This is a genomic window from Thiovibrio frasassiensis, from assembly GCF_029607905.1.
In the GTDB taxonomy this organism is placed as follows: Bacteria; Desulfobacterota; Desulfobulbia; order Desulfobulbales; family Desulfurivibrionaceae; genus Thiovibrio; species Thiovibrio frasassiensis.
On the sequence record NZ_JAPHEH010000001.1, the window covers coordinates 1382654 to 1399061 of the forward strand.

The window sequence follows — 16408 nt, forward strand, 5'->3', positions numbered from 1 at the left end:
GGTGTGAGTGAATTGGGGGAAGTTTGAGTTGCCGTTACGGCAGAAGCCTTGAGTTGCCCTTGAAAAGGCGGTCATTATAGCGGGGTTTCCGCGGATTTACAACGCAACCTTTGGCTGCCACCAGATCATGGCCCATTGCGGGGCGGTCTGCCGGGTGAATTGCCAGGTTGTTTCGTCAAGCTGGCGGAGGCGGGCATCCACGTAGGCGGTAAGGCGGGTTTCTTCGGCGGGGCTCGGATTGTCCACCATCCAGCGGTATGATTGGATGGCCTCTTCCCGCGAGCCATAGCTGCGGTGCGGGTCCAGGCTGATAAAGTCGACATGGGCATGGATGCCGAGGCTGTAAAGGATGTTGACCGTGAAGATGTAATCCGGGCCGGGCTGAAAATCACGGCCAATGGCAGCAAAAAGGTCCGGATCAAAGGGCCCGGCCCCGACCCGGTCTGCCAGGTAGACCCCCTTGTCTGCCCAATTGTTGAGTTTGCGCAAAGCTCCGGCGAGGTCATCCACGGAGAGCGAACGGGAGGCAATGGCCACATCGTGCCGAGCAATGGAGAGTTTCTCCCAGTCATCGTCCCAGGAGCCTTGAATGGTGCGGATGTTGGCAATTCCCTCCGCGTCGGCCCGTTTGTCGAGTTCCGCCAGCATGGCGGCGGAATAGTCGAGGGCGGTGAGTTGGCGCACCTTGCGGGCCAAGGGAATGGCCAGGGTGCCCGGGCCACAGCCCACGTCCAGCACACTCCAGTCCGGTTCGGTCTGGATACGGGACATGAATTGCGCGACAAAGGGGGAGTCGATGTTGCGCTCGGCAAACGAGGCGGCCCGCCGGTCCCAGTCGGTGCTCTTTTTCTTTTTCCAGGACTTGTCGGCTCTGGACTTCCGCCACATGGTGTCCCAGTCGATATCCTGATAGCGCATCGTCATTTTTTAGCTGCGGCGGGTGAGGCGGTTGACAATGATGGTCAGTTCCTTATCTTCGCTGCGCATCTTGCGGGCGCTTACCGCTATTTCGTATTCCTTTTCCGCCAGCAGGAGAAATTTGGGCAGGCTTTTGCGGCGGACATCGTGGGCCAGATAGATGACCCCGTTTTCCGCCAGCAATGCGCGGAAGATATTCAAAAGCGGGGTGAAAAACTCTTCCCGGAAAAGAATTTCGGCCCCGATGATGGTGTCGAAGCGCGGCAGGGTCGGCGGTTTCAGCCAGTCGAGCAACCGGCACTCCACCCCTTTGAGCCCGCTGGCCGCGGCGCTGACCCGTTGAAAATCGAGAATGTGGGGCTCGTAATCGGTCAGGGTCACACGGTAGCCGGCCATGGCGGCGGCAAGACCCGGGGCGCCGAGGCCGGCACCGAGTTCGATCAGGCTTTGCCCCTCTTTGGCCGGCGGGGTGGTGAGCATGAGGTCCGCCAGGACCATTGCGGCTTCCCAGAGTTTTACCCAGAAGGGAAATTCTTCCACATTCTTGAAGGGATCTTTTCCGGCCAGAAGCGGTTCAAGGTCGGTGACCTGGAGGAGCTGGATTTCCTTGCCGCGCAGGTGTAAAGGCTGGAAGTCCACGGTGTATGTTTTTCTGATCTCCCGCAGACGGGCATACTGTTTTTCGGGAAGCAGGGTAGGATCCATCTGGTTCTCCATGGCGGCGCAGGGGCGCCGGTGAAGTTATCGTTGCAGAAAAAGGGCGATCAAGACCAGGGCCGCGACCAGAAAGCGGTAGTAGGCGAAGATGGCAAAGCTTCTGGCCCGGATGTATTGCATGAGAAAGGAAATGAACATGTAGCCGGAAACGGCGGCGGCAAGAAAGCCGGCAACATAGAGAATGGTTTGCCCCTCCACCATGCCATTTTTGATGATCTTGGGAATTTCGTGCATCCCTGCTCCGAAGATGATGGGTGCGGAAAGCAGAAAGGAAAAACGGATCGCCGCTTGCCGGGTGAGTCCCATGGCAAGTCCGCAGGTGATGGTGCTGCCGCTTCGCGATACTCCGGGGATGATGGCGCAGGCCTGGGAAAGGCCGATCAGCAGGGCATTCATCAGGGTTATTTTTTCGAAAGCACGGGTACGTTTGCCGGTGCGGTCCGCAAGGAGGAGGAGCACTCCTGCCCCGGCCAGGGCGGTCGCCACCAAGGCCGGGTGGCGGAAATAGTTTTCCGCTGCTTGTCCCAACAAGAGGCCGGCCAAGGCTCCGGGGATGGTGGCAATGGCAATGAAGAGCGTCATCTTGCGCAGACGGGCTGTTTCGCTTGGCTCTTGCTGGAGGCCCAAAACGGCCTTGCCCATCTGCCAGAAATCATCCCGAAAATAGGCGAGGATTGCCAAAAGAGTGCCGAGGTGCAGGGCCACGTCAAAGGCTAGGTCGGATTCCTGGGCCCCGAGAAAATAATGGGCCAGGGCCAGATGGCCGGAGCTGGAAACGGGCAGGAATTCGGTGGCGCCTTGGATGATGCCAAAGATGATTGCTTCGATGAGGTTCATGGTTTGGCACTATACGAAAGGGAGGCGGAAAAGTAAATACCGATGGGAAACGATATGTGGGAATAAAAAAAAGCCCGGCCAGAGGCCGGGCTTTTTAGATGCGCCTGTAACAGGTCATCACGAGGGGATTAGCAACCCTCGATGGCTTTCTTTTTCTTGGCAGCAACGATCTTGCCGTCTTTTACTGCAACTTTGTCGCCAACCTTAGCAGCGCCTTCAACGGTGGATACAGCGCCTGCGCAATCTACGGTTACCTTGGTGCCTTCAACCTTGGTTACGGTGCAGTCGCTAGCGAAAGATACGGCAGCGCCGCTTACTACGAAAGCCACAGCCATTGCCAGGGAAATCATCTTCTTGCTCATGTTCATCTCCTCTTAAGTGGTATTTGGGGAAATATTTCCTGTTGTTCGCAACAGGAAAATAATGAATGACAGTTCATTAAATATACGGCACGAGCACAGGATGTCAACCCGAAAGTTCCCTTTTTATTTCAGGATGGCGTTGAGATCGTTCACCAGGGTCTGATGATCCACATAGCCATCATACCGTTTGACCACATTGCCTTCCTTGTTTACCAGAAACGAGGTGGGGATGCCGAGGATGCCCCCGAAAGCCCTGGGGGTTTCCGAGTCGCTCAGCAGAACGGGGTAGTTGATCTCCATCTTCTGGGCGAATTTATCAACCAGGGAGCTGCCGCCTTGGTCGGTGGAGATGCCGATCACGGTAAATCCTTTCGGTCCGTATTCTTTTTGCAGCTTGATGAAATCCGGAATTTCTTTACGGCAGGGAGGGCACCAGGTGGCAAAGAAATTGATGAGCATTGCCTGGCCCTGATAGGCGCTGGCCTTTACCATGGCGCCATCCTTCACTGAGGGCAGGGCAAAGGAAGGCATCTTGGTGGCACCCTGGGCAGCGCCTACCATCAGGGTGAAAAGGGCAAGGGTGATGGTGAGAATGCGGGCTTTCGCCGCCATGGCTTTCATGATCTGCATGAAGGACTCCTGGGTAAAGGTATGCCGCCGGGTTGGTCTATAATCGTTTCCCAAAATACTATCTTTTTACCTCCTTTTTCCGGGAAACAAAAGGGGAAAGATTGGTCTGGCGGCGCAGGGATTTCAGGAGGACATCTTCCCCCGGCTGAGACGTTCCCCCCTGGCGGAGATCACCACCTCCTGCACGGGAATGGTCTTGCCGGAGCGGGAAAGGGCCTGGCTGACAATATGGCGCATGTTGCCGCAGCAGGGCACCTCCATGATCGCCATGGTGATGCTCTTGATCCCGGAGGAGGCAAAGATTTCGCTGAATTTCTGGATGGCGCCTTCCACATCGTCAAATTTCGGGCAGCCAAGCATCACTGCCTTGCCGCTCAGAAGGTCGCGGTGAAAATCAGGGTAGGCCACCGGCACGCAGTCGGCTGCGATCAGGAGATCGGCGCCTTTGAGAAAGGGGGCACTGGGCGGCACCAAGCGGATCTGCACCGGCCAGTGGCTCAGGGCGGAACCGCTATTGCCCAGGGAAATCGGGGCATTGGCGGACTGGCAGGGGGTGGCTGGGGTAAAGGTCTGCAGCTTGGCCGAGGGACAGCCGCTTACGGGCGGGGCGGGGTGGTTTTTTCCCCCGTCTCTTTTGCTGAGCAGCTCTTCCACCGCCTTTTCGTCAAAATCGTCGGCTTCTCGCTCGATGATGCGCAGGGCGCCGGTGGGGCAGTCGCCCAGGCAGGCGCCCAATCCGTCGCAATATTTTTCCGCCAGCATCTTTGCCTTGCCGTCCACGATCTGCAGAGCACCTTCCGCACAGGAGATAATGCACTGGCCGCAGCCGTTACACAAGGATTCGTCTATCTCTATAATCTTTCTCATTATTTTCATGGCAATATCTCCGTTATCCCTTCAGCAGCACCTTGGCGGCCAGAGTGGCTCCTGCCTTGGTGAGGAAGGAGCGGTCGATGATCTTTTGCAGATGGGCCGGGGGGGAAGGCGTATCTTTCTGTTTTTCTTCCAGGTTGGTGATCAGGTCGGCGTCGTACAGCACCTTGAAGTTCATGCTCTCTTCCGGCCTCGGTAGATGATGGTGGCCGATGATGTCGCAAACCTCGTCGATGAGGGGCAGGGGTGCGTCAAGCGCGAGAAGAATCTCCCGGGCCACCGGAGGACCTTCAAGATGCTGGTGTTTGGGGGAGGCGCTGTGGTATTTGCGCTCCGACTCTTTGATGCCGATGTCGTGGAGATAGGCGGTAATCTCTACGACTGCCGGGTTGCACTCCTCTTTTGCCGCGATCTCCACGGCGTGGCGGGCCACTCGGCTGGCGTGGCCGATGCGGCGGAAGTCGTCAGCAAAGTAGCGTTTCATTTCCACTCCCACCCGTTCCTTGAGCAGCTCCTGCTTTTTGGCCAGCAACTCCGGGGGCAGGGAGCCCAGACACTGGGAGGCGTAGGGGCAATACGAAGCGCAGCCGAAATCGTTTTTGGGGTTCAGCATCCGGGTGGAGCACTGGCCGCATTTGCGGCTCACGTCGTCTTTGAAAAATTCCACACTGTTGCCGCATTTCGGGCAGGTTGCCTCGAAGACGGCATTGGCATCCCAGTAGCGGCTATCCTGGCCAGGGCACTGCATGGTAATCTCCTTGCATGGGCAGGCGAGTGCGGCGGAGAGAGGATCGCCACACTCGCCTTTTTTTATCCGAGGATGGCTTTCAGATCCTCGGCCGGGGTGGTGACCGGCTTGATGGAGAAGTTTTTCACCAGCACGTCCAGCACGTTGGGGGTGATGAAGGCGGGCAGGCTGGGTCCGATCCGGATGTTCTGGATGCCCAGGTTCAGCAGGGTCAGAAGGATGACCACCGCTTTCTGCTCGTACCAGGAGAGCACCAGGGAGAGCGGCAGGTCGTTGACCCCGCACTCAAAGGCGCCGGCCAGGGCTACGGCGATCTGAATGGCCGAGTAGGCATCGTTGCACTGGCCTACGTCGAGAAGACGCGGGATGCCGCCGATGTCGCCCAATTTTTTGTCAAAGAAACGGAACTTGCCGCAGGCCAGGGTGAGAATCATGCAGTCTGCGGGGATCTGCTCGACGATCTCGGTATAGTAGTTGCGACCGGGCTTGGCGCCGTCACAGCCGCCCACCAGGAAAAAGTGGCGGATGGCTTTGGCTTTGACCGCGGCGATAACCTTGTCGGCCACGCCGAGCACGGTGTTTCTGGCAAAACCTACGAGAACCGAATCCTTGTCCAGGGTATCGCTGAACCCGGGCAGGGCCAGGGCGCGGTTGATAACCGGGCTGAAATCTTTGTTCTCGCCGATGTGTGTCACCTCGGGCCAACCGACCAGACCGGTGGTGAAGACATTGGCCTTATAGGAGTCAAGGGGCTTCTGGATGCAGTTGGTGGTAAAGAGGATGGCCCCCGGGAACTCGGGCATCTCCTTATGCTGATTCTGCCAGGCCGTGCCGAAGTGGCCATAAAAATGGGGGTACTTCTTCAGCTCCGGATAGCCGTGGCAGGGTAGCATCTCGCCGTGGGTGTAGATGTTGATTCCCTTGCCCTTGGTCTGCTCAAGGAGCATGGCCAGGTCTTTGAGATCATGGCCGGTGACCAGGATACATTTGCCGGGGATATGCCCCAGGGGTACCGGGGTGGGAACCGGGTGGCCGTATGTGCCGGTGTTGCCCGCATCAAGCAATTCCATGGCCTTGAGGTTCACCTCGCCGCATTTCAGGGCAAGAGCCACCAACTGGTCAAGACCGAGATCCTTGCGGGTCAGGTCACTCATGGCCTCATGGATGTAGGCATAGACCGTGTCATCTTCCTTACCGAGAATGGCGGCGTGGTCGGTGTAGGCGGCAAGGCCGCGCAAGCCGTACATGGTGATCTGCTTTAAGGATTGCAGGTCAGCATTGGCATCCAGGGTGTTGATGAAGTTCAGGGCTGCTCCCTGTGCTTCCAGGCCGCTCAGGGAGTCGGCCGGGGTAAAGGTGGCTGCCGGAGCGGTGGTGTCAATCGTGCCGCCAGCCGCCGTAACCTTCGCCTTCAGTCCATCCCGCAAGGTGACGGTTTTGCGGATCAGGGCCTCAAAACGGCTGGGGTCAAAATCCACATTGGTGAGGCAGGAAAAAATCGCTTCGCAGGTGAAACGGTCCACCGCGTTATCTGTAACCCCGACCTTGCGGCCGGCGCTGGCAACAAGGCTCAACCCCTGGACCGCATGGGTCAGCAGATCTTCCAGCCCGGCGACTGCTTCGTTTTTTCCGCAGACACCGATGGTGGTGCAGCCGGTTCCTTTGGCGGTCTGTTCACATTGGTTGCAAAACATGGCGATTCTCCTTGTATGCTGTATTGGTTGGGGTAACCCGTATTGGTGCATTTGTTGATCAGACTATAGCCTTGATTATCCGGCCGGGCGTTGACTTAAATCAAGAAGAAAGAGTTTTTTAGTCCGATTTGTTTTTTTGTCGCACGAGGCAACGGAAAGATGCGGAGGGCAAAAAAAATAAGCATGAATAATGTAGTGTTGCGGTTTAGAATAACCGGCGCGGACAGCATTTTTTCCCTTCACCTAATTATGACAGGGGCGGCATGGAATATCTCTTGGTTATCGGTTCGTATCTTATCGGTTCAATCCCCTTTGGCCTGGTTTTGGGAAAGGTGGCGGGCGTTGATGTCCGCGCTGCGGGCAGCGGCAATATCGGGGCCACCAATGTCGCCCGGCTGGTAGGCAAAAAAGTCGGAGCCCTCACCTTGGTCTGCGATGCGCTCAAGGGTATTCTGCCGATGCTGGTTGCGGGTTGGCTTTTGGCCGATGGCAGCGGGCGGGAACTCTGGGTACCGCTTTGCGGCGGCGCGGCTTTTCTTGGCCATCTCTACCCGCTCTATCTGAAGTTTAAGGGCGGCAAGGGCGTGGCCACGGCGCTGGGGATCTTTCTTTATCTGACGCCGGTGGCTGCGCTCATTGATCTGCTGATCTTTGTCGGAGTGGTCTACAACTGGGGGTATGTCTCCTTGGGTTCGCTCACCGCAGCCCTGCTGATGCCGGGGCTGGTCTGGCTGCTGACCGGCTCGCTGAGCAACTCCTTGCTGGCGTTCGGGATCGGGGTGCTGATCTGGGTCAAGCATCGGGAGAATATCGAACGGCTTATGAAACACGAGGAAAAGAGCTGGCGGAAAAAAGACGGTGACTCAGGCAACCCATGACCAACGATGAATGGAAGAAGATCGTCGAGGCCAAGACCCTCTTGGGCTTGCCGGATCATGCGACCCTGGCGGAGATAAAAAAGGCGTTTCGCCGGCTCTCCAAGGAGCATCACCCTGATCTTGCCCACCACAGGGACGCAGGGCAAGATCAGGGTGATGGGCCGCGGCTGGAAATGCACCGCCTCACCGAGGCGTACCAGATTCTTCTGGAATATGGGAAAAAATATAGAATTCCCCTGGTGCCGGGGGAGGATCAGCCCCTTGAGGGGGAAGACTGGTGGATGGAGCGCTTTGGTGAGGATCCCCTTTGGGGCCCAGGCCGCAACAGTTAATGCGTCCTGATCAGAGGGCGGCCATTTACTTCGCCGCCCCGGCCTCCCTCGCTGTCCTGCGAATAAGCCTCTTGAACGGCATTGCTGCCGAACCCCTGCCTACTCCATGAATTTCTTGTCGATGGTTATCTTGGCCCGGCTTTGCAGATACGCGAGCCAGGCACCCATGACCTCCATCTGTTTCTCCTGGGTCAACATTTTCCGCAGGGCTTCTTTCTGGCTGGCAAAAGCTTCCTCGCTCGCCGACTTGCTTTCCTTGAAATGGAGCACATAAAAGGTGCTGCCGTCTTCGCCGATCTCCTTGGGATAGGGCGAAGCAGCACTGAGTTTCAACCCTTGCGCAACCACGGGGGCGGGTAAGGTGCTCGTCGCCTGCTGGCTTCTCGTGAAAAAAGGTGTTTCCCTGACGCTGCTCTTGGTCTTTTCTGCTGCAGCGATAAGGGAGCCTTCCTTCTTTGTCTGGTCCAAAAGGGCTACGGCCGCATCCTTAGCCTTGGCATGGGCCTGATCGTCAAGGAAATCCTTTTCCACCCTGGCGCGAACCTCTGTCAGCGGCGGTACTTGGGGCTCCTTCACCTCGTCAACAAAGCAAATGGCATAGCCGCCGTTGATTTCGAGCAACGAACTCAGCTCTCCCATCTTCAGGCTGAAGATGGTTTTGAGCAGCGCCGGCTGTCCTGTCAGGGCCTTGGGCGGATTGGCTTGGGAAAAGGAATCGGTTGTCTGCACCGCTGCTCCTGCGCTGGCCGCATACTTATCCAGGCTGCCAGCCTGGATGATTCCTTCGTAGGCCTGGTTTGCCAGCTGGAAGGTAAGGTCCTTGCCGCGCTGCGCCTTGAGTTCAGCGGCAATCTGATCCCGCGCCGCAGCGAGGGGGGTTACGCTCGCCGGGCGGATTTTCTCAAGTTTGATCAGGTGGAAGCCGAATTGTGTTTCCACCACGCCGCTGATCTCCCCTTCCGTAAGGGCAAAGGCCGCTTCGGCAAAGGGCGGGACCATCTGTTCTTTGCTGAAGAAGCCAAGGTCGCCGCCGTTTTTACCGCTCGCGTCTTCGGAATGCTCCCTGGCCAGTTGGCTAAAATCCTTGCCTGCCTTGGCCAGCGCCAGGATGGCCGCCAGCTTTTTGCGTTTGGCGTCTCGCAGCTCCGGGCTCTCATTGGCGTCGGACCGGATCAGAATATGCCGGGCCTGGCGTTGCTCGGGGGTGGAGAATTTGTCGGGGTTCAAGGTGTAAAACTGTTCGATTTCCTGGTCGCTCACCTGGATGGCGGCCAGTCCCTGCTCCTGGAGAAAGGTGATGTAGCGCAGTTTGACCTGCGGTTCGGTCAGGTAGGCTTGCTTGTTCCCTGCAAAAAAAGAATTCAGATCCTGGTCTGCAATCGGGCCTGCGGTGCGGAAATCATCTGCGCCGAAGGCGACATACTCAAGCTTGAGCTGGTCGTTATCAAGGGCGAAACGGTCTTTGAGCTCGCTGTCGGAGACCCGGGCAAAGCGGGAAAGATGGGCGATAATCTTGCTGTGGAGGAGGTCGTTGCGGACGGAGTTTTCAAAATCCGCCGTGGTCATCTTTGAGGAGGCCAGCATCTTTTTGTAGCGGTCGAGCTTGAAAATCCCCTCTTCCTTAAAAGCGTCCATGCCCTGGATAACCTTGCGCACTTCGTCGCTGCCGACAATCAGACCTGCTTCCGTGGCGCCTTGCTGCATGACCAGTTCCTGGACCATCTGGTTCAATACCTGTTGCTTCAGATTCAGGGCCTCAAGAAGCCCAGCGGGCAGGGTGGAGCCGAACTGTTCCTGGTATCGAGCGATGGTTCGGTTGTAGGTCCGTTGGTATTGCTGCGAGGAAATGCTCTGGTCATTAACCGTGGCAATGGAGTCTGGGCCGCCATTTTGGCTTGTTCCCACCCCCCAGAAGATAAAAACCAGGACAATGATAAGGATGGCTGCCTGGATAACGGTCGATTGGGCCTTGCGGCGCATGAAGTCGAGCATGTGTCACCTGTGTGGTAATGAAAAGGGTGTTTTGTTAAAAATTCAGGAAGTTATCCTAATTTTTTTCGTGAAGACCGTCAATCGATTTAACCGGGAGGGGATACCGTCGCACCCCTTACACCTTGGCCAGGTTTTCTCCCACCACCGTGTTTACCACCAGGGGGACGTCAAGTTGCATGACCCCTTCCATGGCCTCTTTGACCACCGCGCCGGTTGCCTCGATTTCCGCGGCCGGAACCTCGAAGACCAGCTCGTCATGGATCTGGAGCAGAAGTTTAGCGTGTAACCCTTTTTCCGTGAGGTGTTGGGTGGCGGCGATGGTGGCCAATTTGATGATGTCCGCGGCCGTGCCCTGGATGGGGGTGTTGATCGCGGTGCGCTCGGCGAATTCGCGGCTGGCCTTGTTGGAGCTGTTGATGTCGGGCAACAACCTCCGCCGGTTGAGGAGGGTGGTGACAAAGCCGTCCTTTCGGGCCTTTTCGACGATCTCCTCCATAAAACGCTTCACCCCGGCATAGTGGGCGAAGTACCTTTCGATGAAGGTGGCGGCCTCCTTGCGGCTCAGGTTGAGTTGGGCGGCAAGGCCGAAGGCGCTTATTCCGTAAATGATGCCGAAATTGATGGTTTTTGCCACCCGTCGCATCTCCGGCGAGATAAAGGCAGGGTTGACCCGGAAGATCTCGGCCGCGGTCTGGTTGTGCACGTCCTCGCCTGCGCGGAAGGCGGTAAGCAGGGCCGGATCCTGGGCATAATGGGCCATGACCCGCAGGTCGATCTGGGAATAATCCGCCGATAAAAAGAGCTGCCCCGGCGCGGCCACAAAAGCGGCCCGGATCTTCTGGCCCTCTGGGGTGCGGATGGGGATGTTCTGCAGGTTGGGGTTGCTGCTGCTCAACCGGCCGGTGGCGGTGACCGTCTGGTTGAACGAGGTGTGGATCCGGCCGGTTTTGGGATGGATGAGCTCCGGCAGCTTGTCCACATAGGTGTTTTTAAGCTTGCTCAGGGTCCGGTGGGCCAGGATCGCCGCGGGCAGATCGTGCTGTCGGGCCAGGCTTTCCAGAACCTTGACATCGGTGGAGTAGCCGGTTTTGGTTTTTCGCCCCTGGGGCAACCCCAGCTTGGCAAAAAGGATCTCGCCGAGCTGGCGGGTGGAATTGATATTGAACTCCTCCCCGGCCAAAGCATAGATGGTCTTTTCCAGCTCTGCCAGCTGGAGGCCGAAATCCTCGGACAACCGCTGTAGTTGCGCCTGATCCACGGTGATCCCGGTCTGTTCCATCCGAACCAGAATGGGAACCAGCGCCATTTCCAGGGAGGAAAAAAGCTTCCAAAGGCCGAACTCTTCGAGCTGGGGGTGGAACCGTTGCCAGAGGAGAAAGGCGCCGATCACATCCTCGCAGGAATAGTTTTTGGCCGCTTCCGGGGCAACATAGGCAAAGCTGTCGGGCCGCTTGTCGCCCTCGGTGACTTCAGCGAAACTGGTCAACCGTTTGCCGAGCATCTCCAGGCACAGGTCGTCTAGTTTCTGGGAGCGGCGAGAAGGGTCCAGGAGGTACGAGGCGAGCATGGTGTCCCACAGGGGACCGCTCAGAGGGAGGCCATGGCTCTCCAGGATGGGGAGATCGAATTTGAGGTTATGGCCGAGCTTGGGCAGGTTGGGGTCGGAAAAAAGCGGCGTCAGGTGTTCCCGGGCCAGGGCAAGGGGGAGCTGGTTGGCCAGCAGGTTTCCCTCGCTGTCCCGGTGGCCGATGGGCAGGTAATAGGCTTCTTCGGCCGTGGAGCAAAGAGAGATGCCCACAAGTTCGGCCACCAGCGGGTCAAGAGAGGTGGTTTCCGTGTCCAGCACCAGCACGGGTCCCTTGCTCAGCTGTTGGCAGATATCCTGAAGCGCTTTTTCCGTCTGGACCAAATGGAACCCCTTGGTCTCGAGGGCAACGGCGGTGGTCTGGGGTGCTTTCACCAGACGGCTGAAATCGAGGAAGGTATAGAGCTCCTGGAGCTTTTCTTCGTTGGGCTCCGGGATCTCGTATTCCTGCAACTCCGGGGTGGCAAGATCTTCAATGAGGGTGATGAGTTTCCGGGAGAGGAAGGCGTTCTCTCGGTCGGCCAGAAGTTTTTCCCTAAGCTTTGCCTGGGAGATGGTCTCGAGATTCTGGTAGATCCCATCGAGGGAGCCGCATTGCGTGATCAGCTTTTCCGCAGTCTTCGGGCCGATGCCCGCCACCCCCGGCACGTTGTCCGAGCTGTCGCCCATCAGGGCGAAAAAATCGAGGAGCTGCTCCGGGCCGAGATTGTATTTTTTCCGCACTGCGGCAGGGTCCATGAATACGTCCCGCATGGGATCCCAGACGGTGATGGACTCTGAAACCAGCTGCAGCAGGTCTTTGTCCCCGGAGACCACGATCACCGGGTGGCCTTGACCGGCAAGCTTTTTGGCCGCCGAGGCGAGCAGGTCGTCGGCCTCATAGCCCTGACGTTCCAGGCAGGCGATGTTGTGGGCGGCGACGATCTCCTTAATATAGGGGATCTGGCAGGCAAGGTCGTCGGGCATGGTCGGACGATTTGCCTTGTACGCTTGGTACATCTCGTGGCGGAAGTTGGGCCCTCGGACATCAAAGGCGATGCCGAGAAACCTGGGCGCTTTTTCCCGCAAAACCCGGAGGAGGATGTTGGTGAACCCGTAAACCGCATGGGTGGGCAGGCCGCTTTTGTTGGTAAGCGGCGCAATGGCATGGTAGGCCCGATAGATATAGGCGCTGCCGTCGATGAGATAAACCGGTTCTTGTTGATTCATGGGGCATGATACTACCAGCCGCGGGGTGGTTTGGCAACAATGTCGCGCGCGTCCTGGTGGGCAACAACATCCGGAGTCGGAGTCGGATCATTTTGAGGAGAAGGAGAGTTGGGTCGGGAGGGGAAATGTGTTGTTTCAGGTTGAATTATGGTCCTTTTTTGGTGACGATGTTTTTTATTTTAAGTTTGTAATTAAAAGGCCGATATGATAGATACAAAGCTGTCGGTGGGTAAGGGGACAGGGTGTCCCCCGGAGCTTCAATCTCCATCAGCGGCTACAAAAACCTGCAGAGAATCAAGGATCCGGTCATGAAACTAACAGGCATTTTTCCTCCGATCAAAACAGAGAAGGTTCAGGTTAAGAAATCTGAAGGCGCTGCCCCTGCCACGGCTGCCAAGAGTGCTGCTCCGACGGATCGGGTAGTGCTGTCGGCTGGTTCCCTGGAAGTGCAGAAGGCAAAGGATATTCTTGAGCAGACTCCGGAGGTTCGTGCGGATAGGGTTCACGCGCTCAGGGAAGAAATTTCCCGCGGCGAGTATCAGGTCGATCCTTACCGTCTTGCCGATAAAATGATGGCCAGCCTCCTTTCCGAGACCTTGGTCGAGTAACGGCCGGCCGGCCGTTACTCTCTTTTCCCTTTCGGTTTTCCTCAAAGCAGCTCCTGTTTCCCCTCTTTTTTCGCGCATTCCTGCCCCTTGCCGTTGCCCCTGCTATTCCGCCGGTTCATCCGTGGTGAAAACGGGCCAGCAGGCATCGTAGCGCGTGGGATCCTGTAATACCTGCTTGGCCAAACGTTTCTCGGGGTTGATTGCCACCGGTCCGAGCAGGTTGGCCGTCATCCCTTCGGGGTTGTCCTTGGGGATGGTCAGGATGAGCAGAATTTCCAGCGCTTGTTCCGGCAAAGCTTGCAGCTCCTGGCGGGTCGAGGCGGAGATTTCCGCTTGGTATTGCGGGATCAGCAGAGCGGCCTGGATCACCACAAAGGCGAGCTTCGGGTCGTTCAGGGACTGCAGCCAGAGAAACGGCGATTCTTCTCCGTGCGGCTTGACAAAGAACCGCATCGAATTCGGGAAGCCCAGAAAAGGGGAGGTCATGGTAATGATCTTCTCGGGGTTTACCGACAGTGCGCCAAAGCGGCTGGTGGGCACCGTGATTGCTCCCTTTTTTTCTGTCTTTTCAGTGCAGGGTGTTGTGGCCATGGCGTGCATCATCCTTTCCTCCCTCGGGGCTGCAGATCGGTATAATGGAGTGTGGTCGTTCTCATCGTGTCATTCCCCGGGTTGAATTTATTTGCCCTTTTCAGGCGGCGGCTTGATTCGTGTTTTCTCGTCGCCAAAGACAGAGGTGAGGGAAGCAAGATCTTCCGGGGCCTCCGTTGCGGCGCGAATGTTTTCCTCCACGATGCGGAGGTAAATCTCTTCCCGGTGGACCGTGACCTCGGCCGGGGCCTCGATTCCGATCTTGACTTGGCCGCCTTTTATCTCAAGAACCCTGACTGTAATCCCGTCGCTTATGGCAATGGCTTCTCCCGGTTTCCGGGTAAGTATCAGCACTGTGTCGCCCTCCCTGGCTTGCTTGATGATCGAATACACTCTTCCCTGAGTGTATCTTCCTTTTTTTGCAAAGAGAAAACAATGGTTACTTAAGGAAATCCAGCAGGCTCATCTGCATGGTTTTGGCTGCGGCCGCCAGCGCAGCTTCGTAGGCGGTTTCCTTGGACTTGAGTTCCAGCAGCGCTTTGGTGAAATCGGTATCTTCTTTTTCCGAGAGATTTTCCGTGGTGGCCAGCTCGAGCTTTGAATAGATCTGCTGCTGGACCATGATCCGATTCACCCGGGCGCCAAAGTCGGAGACCTGGGTGGAAAGGTTATCCATTACCGTGTTGGCATCATCAACGGCCTTGTTGATACTCTGTACCTGCATGGTGTCGGGGGTGATGCCCGACATTTCCAGGAAATTGCTGGTGTCGGTGTAGGTAAAGCTGTATCGCTCGGTGTCGGTGGTTTCAAGTTTTAGGTAGCCATCACTATTCCAGGAGGCGGTCATGCCGGGGATGCCGTTTATTCTCGCGGCAATATCTGCCGGGCTGTCAGTGGCAAGAGCGATCCCAATATCCATGGTGCGATTCGTGGGCGGATACGTGGAGTGGTCGGTCACCGTAAAGGCGATTGTCCCGGAGGTAAAGGCGGTGTCCTGTTTCTCAAGTCCGGTGTTGCCGCTGTCCAGCTTGGCGGTGGTGTCGGTGGCTTTGTTCAGGCCCGTTACGGAGCTGAATTTCTCGCCGAGCAAGCTGTCTTCCAATTTTTTCAGCATGGCAAAAATACCGGTGTCCAGCACGGCGGTTTTGCCGTTTTTGGCCACCTCCAGGGTGCTGATCTTGCCAACCTTGATTGCCAGGTCATGGTCAGGATCCCCGGCATAGCGGACGTTGCCATCTTGTTTTTGGATGGTGATCATTGTCAAGAGGCCATCCCCGACGGTATCGCTGCTTTCGCCGGTGATGGCTGTTCCCCCATCCAGGCCGAGGGCGACGAGGCCTGGTTCGGTAATCGGGGTGGTTTGCAGGCTAAAGGGCTGATTCGAGGAAAGTTGTACGGTGCCGAAGTAGACAGTATCGCCTGCGGCGCCGTTAAGCTGGGAAATGGCTTCCCCATTGGCGTTTGTTGCAACCTCGATATTCCTGCCATCCACTGCGGTGAGCGAGAGGATGCCGCTGCTGTCGCGGGAAGCGATAACGCCGGTGGTCGCAGAGTGGGCATTGATCGCATTTACCAAGGTGTTGTCTGAGTCCTGGCCAAGAACGGCAGCCGCGGCAGGATTGGTTACGCCGTCAAAAATATCCTGCCCGTTAATCAGCAGATCGCCTGAGGCGATGTTTGTGAGAGGTGGAAGGGGCAGCGTTTGCGTTACAGCTCCAGCGGCGACTTTGTTTGCCGGAGTGATGTCTGCCCTTACTCCGGTAGAGGCAAATTTGGCATTGATCGCCGATGCCTTGGCTGCTGCCGAGGCATCGGCATGGGCGGTGGAATCGGCATCAGCAACGGTGGCGTCAATGGGGAGTCCGTTGATGGCCAAGTCACCGGTGTTCAGGTTGTATTGTGTCGGTGCGGCAGCGGCGAGGGCGGGTAACGGTTGGCCGTTGATGTGATACCCTGCTGTCAGGTCGGCGACAAAAGGTTCCGGCTCAATGTCCGTGTAGCCGGTGGTCCGGTAGCCGCCAAAGATGTATTTGCCGTTCACGTCGCTGTTGGCAAGGGTAATGGCTTCTTCCCAGAGGTGACGGACCTCTTCCGCCGCACTGGCCCGGTTTTGCGTATTGACCGTGGCATTTGCCTGTTGCAGCCCCAAAACCTTGGCGCGCAAGGTGAGGTCCTTCATCTGGGTGAGGGCGCTTTCCGCGGCGGAGATGCTCTTGTCGCCGAAGGTAAGATTGTCCTGGTAGGTGGTGATCTGGGTAAGCGTGGACCTGAGCCCCAGGGCGGTTATCAGATTGACCGGATCTTGGGAGATCGTTGATATTTGTTTTCCCGAGGAAATCTGTGAGTTGACCCGGCTCATGGACGTGGTGAGGTTGTTGAGATCCCTCAGGGTCTTGTTATGGACTGACTGCATGGTAATCCGCATGGGTTATCT

Annotated in this window: 16 protein-coding genes; 3 read left to right on the forward strand and 13 right to left on the reverse strand. The window is 57.2% G+C overall.

Features of this window, described 5'->3' with window-relative positions; translation table 11 throughout:
* Window positions 1-96 precede the first annotated feature (96 nt).
* The 8 genes from OLX77_RS06555 to hcp all read right to left on the reverse strand — a co-directional run bounded on the left by OLX77_RS06555 (window position 97) and on the right by hcp (window position 6779).
* Window positions 97-924 (reverse strand): class I SAM-dependent methyltransferase, encoded by an 828-nt coding sequence (locus OLX77_RS06555; RefSeq protein WP_307632794.1) that lies wholly within the window; start codon window positions 922-924, stop codon window positions 97-99.
* Between the two features lie 3 nt (window positions 925-927).
* Window positions 928-1623 (reverse strand): class I SAM-dependent methyltransferase, encoded by a 696-nt coding sequence (locus OLX77_RS06560; RefSeq protein ID WP_307632795.1) that lies wholly within the window; start codon window positions 1621-1623, stop codon window positions 928-930.
* A gap of 36 nt (window positions 1624-1659) precedes the next feature.
* The gene (gene uppP, locus OLX77_RS06565; RefSeq protein WP_307632796.1) at window positions 1660-2472 is read right to left on the reverse strand and encodes an undecaprenyl-diphosphatase UppP; all 813 of its coding nucleotides are present in this window, start codon (window positions 2470-2472) and stop codon (window positions 1660-1662) included.
* Window positions 2473-2600: 128 nt separating this feature from the next.
* The gene (gene extJ, locus OLX77_RS06570) at window positions 2601-2834 is read right to left on the reverse strand and encodes a selenite/tellurite reduction operon protein ExtJ (RefSeq protein WP_307632797.1); all 234 of its coding nucleotides are present in this window, start codon (window positions 2832-2834) and stop codon (window positions 2601-2603) included.
* Window positions 2835-2957: 123 nt separating this feature from the next.
* Window positions 2958-3464: a TlpA disulfide reductase family protein gene (locus OLX77_RS06575; RefSeq protein WP_307632798.1), complete on the reverse strand. Its 507-nt coding sequence runs from the start codon at window positions 3462-3464 to the stop codon at window positions 2958-2960.
* A gap of 123 nt (window positions 3465-3587) precedes the next feature.
* Window positions 3588-4340, reverse strand: coding sequence for an ATP-binding protein (locus tag OLX77_RS06580; RefSeq protein WP_307632799.1), 753 nt, complete (start codon window positions 4338-4340; stop codon window positions 3588-3590).
* A gap of 13 nt (window positions 4341-4353) precedes the next feature.
* Window positions 4354-5085, reverse strand: a complete 732-nt coding sequence (locus tag OLX77_RS06585; RefSeq protein WP_307632800.1) for an HD domain-containing protein — start codon at window positions 5083-5085, stop codon at window positions 4354-4356.
* Window positions 5086-5147: 62 nt separating this feature from the next.
* Window positions 5148-6779: a hydroxylamine reductase gene (gene hcp / locus OLX77_RS06590; RefSeq protein ID WP_307632801.1), complete on the reverse strand. Its 1632-nt coding sequence runs from the start codon at window positions 6777-6779 to the stop codon at window positions 5148-5150.
* A gap of 263 nt (window positions 6780-7042) precedes the next feature.
* Here hcp and plsY point away from each other — a divergent pair, with 263 nt between their 5' ends.
* Together plsY and OLX77_RS06600 are read left to right on the forward strand one after the other, a co-directional pair.
* Window positions 7043-7657, forward strand: coding sequence for a glycerol-3-phosphate 1-O-acyltransferase PlsY (gene plsY, locus OLX77_RS06595; RefSeq protein WP_307632802.1), 615 nt, complete (start codon window positions 7043-7045; stop codon window positions 7655-7657).
* Window positions 7654-7989: a J domain-containing protein gene (locus OLX77_RS06600; RefSeq protein WP_307632803.1), complete on the forward strand. Its 336-nt coding sequence runs from the start codon at window positions 7654-7656 to the stop codon at window positions 7987-7989. Before plsY ends, OLX77_RS06600 begins: the two co-directional genes overlap by 4 nt.
* 99 nt (window positions 7990-8088) lie before the next feature.
* On the opposite strand, the gene OLX77_RS06605 is transcribed toward OLX77_RS06600, so the two are convergent.
* Entirely contained in the window at window positions 8089-9981 is a 1893-nt protein-coding gene (locus tag OLX77_RS06605) for a SurA N-terminal domain-containing protein (protein ID WP_307632804.1), read from the reverse strand.
* A 115-nt stretch (window positions 9982-10096) separates the two neighbouring features.
* Window positions 10097-12775, reverse strand: coding sequence for a DNA polymerase I (polA, locus tag OLX77_RS06610; RefSeq protein ID WP_307632805.1), 2679 nt, complete (start codon window positions 12773-12775; stop codon window positions 10097-10099).
* 308 nt (window positions 12776-13083) lie between these two features.
* On the opposite strand from polA, the gene flgM reads away from it, so the two are divergent.
* Window positions 13084-13383, forward strand: coding sequence for a flagellar biosynthesis anti-sigma factor FlgM (flgM, locus tag OLX77_RS06615; protein ID WP_307632806.1), 300 nt, complete (start codon window positions 13084-13086; stop codon window positions 13381-13383).
* Window positions 13384-13485: 102 nt separating this feature from the next.
* Here flgM and fliW read toward each other — a convergent pair whose 3' ends face one another.
* The 3 genes from fliW to OLX77_RS06630 form a co-directional block, all read right to left on the reverse strand.
* Entirely contained in the window at window positions 13486-13986 is a 501-nt protein-coding gene (fliW, locus tag OLX77_RS06620; protein WP_307632807.1) for a flagellar assembly protein FliW, read from the reverse strand.
* A 75-nt stretch (window positions 13987-14061) separates the two neighbouring features.
* Window positions 14062-14328, reverse strand: a complete 267-nt coding sequence (gene csrA, locus OLX77_RS06625) for a carbon storage regulator CsrA (RefSeq protein WP_307632808.1) — start codon at window positions 14326-14328, stop codon at window positions 14062-14064.
* Between the two features lie 85 nt (window positions 14329-14413).
* Window positions 14414-16399, reverse strand: a complete 1986-nt coding sequence (locus OLX77_RS06630) for a flagellin N-terminal helical domain-containing protein (protein WP_307632809.1) — start codon at window positions 16397-16399, stop codon at window positions 14414-14416.
* Between the last annotated feature and the right edge of the window lie 9 nt (window positions 16400-16408).